This window comes from Microvirga puerhi, assembly GCF_020089865.1.
Taxonomy (GTDB): Bacteria; Pseudomonadota; Alphaproteobacteria; order Rhizobiales; family Beijerinckiaceae; genus Microvirga; species Microvirga puerhi.
In genome coordinates this window covers 1-491 of sequence record NZ_JAIRBM010000010.1, presented here as the reverse complement: position 1 = coordinate 491, position 491 = coordinate 1, and the positions used below count along the sequence as shown (strand labels likewise).

The following is a 491-nucleotide window of genomic DNA, read 5'->3' as shown; positions in this document are numbered from 1 at the left end:
GAGGGTGTCGTTGCCGCTGGTGCCGACGATGTCGCCCGGCGTCGGGGTTGGTGTGGGTGTCGGATCCGGGGTCGGGGTGGGCGTTGAGCCGCCGGCGTACTTGTCAGGCGCCTTGTCGGGGGAGAGGCCACCGGCAATCATGGTGTTGCCGGTGCTACCCGGCTTATGGCCCTGGCTGTCATTGCGGATGTACTCGTAGCCATAGCCGCCCTTGACGACATAGTTGTTGTTCCAGGCGACATTGGTCATCGCCGCGCTGCTCTTGGTGCCATCGAAGTAGAGCGGGAAGCCGCCGCCGGCAAAGTAGTTGTCGTGGATGTTGATGTTGCTGATCGCCCCGAAGGTGTTGGCGACGAAGATCGCCGAGACACCGGTGTGATCGGCATCCTGCACCACGGTGTTGTGCACGACTTCGACATTGGAGTTGCCGCCGAAGATCTGAATGCCGTCGAAATGCGCGCTGGCCGAGCCCTTGAAGCCGTGGATGTAGT

Annotated in this window: 1 pseudogene; it reads right to left on the bottom strand. The window is 62.3% G+C overall.

Going from position 1 to position 491, the window contains the following annotated elements:
- Window positions 1-491 (bottom strand): annotated as a pseudogene (locus K9B37_RS14245) (hypothetical protein); the annotation flags it as partial.